1 protein-coding gene is annotated in these 601 nt (G+C 37.3%); it reads right to left on the bottom strand.

What is annotated here, in order from left to right; all coding sequences use genetic code 11:
* Positions 1-601, bottom strand: a 601-nt coding sequence (locus HMPREF2963_RS06615) for a mucin-binding protein (RefSeq protein WP_410002508.1), incomplete at both ends; no start/stop codon positions are given.

Below are 601 nucleotides of genomic sequence, written 5' to 3'. Positions count from 1 at the left end.
ATGGTCTCTGTGACAGTCTTTGTTTCTTCAACTGAAGCCACCTTATGACGTAGATGAACTTCAAATTTTTGATAAGTAGTATTGTAAGTTACACCATCTGCTGGATAATTATCTGAAACTAATTCATAATTTTTATCTGTATATTTTTTAATTGTTTCAGTTGTTCTGTAAGCATCCGTTGTATTATAATCACCAGTTAATTCTTTTGTTTCAAGAGTTGCACCCGTCGTATCATCTATATAGCGAACTTGGGCTTTTTCTTGATTAGCTGTATAAACAACTGTCTTTTCGATATCATCGCTGTCACCTGTAATCCCCTCTACTGCTGCAACAATTGGCTTATCAGCTGTATAACCTGTAATCGTTGGGGAGGTTACTGCTGCGAACGTTCCTGTAACCGGAGACCAAGCTCCTTTAGTGGAACGTTTTGTCACTTCATCTGTTTTCACTTCTCTAGTAAAAGTCAATGAAGTACTACGACTTGGGCTTGCTTGGCTACCATTCTTATAAACATAATGAATGGTTTCTTTAACGGTTTTAATCTCACTAGATGTTGTTACCTTGTGTTTCAAGTGAACCGTCACGTTTTGATCATGACTGC

This window comes from Streptococcus sp. HMSC067A03, from assembly GCF_001814295.1.
In the GTDB taxonomy this organism is placed as follows: domain Bacteria; phylum Bacillota; class Bacilli; order Lactobacillales; family Streptococcaceae; genus Streptococcus; species Streptococcus constellatus.
The sequence above is the reverse complement of the archived record's forward strand: the minus strand, read 5'-3'. Positions and strand labels throughout refer to the sequence as shown.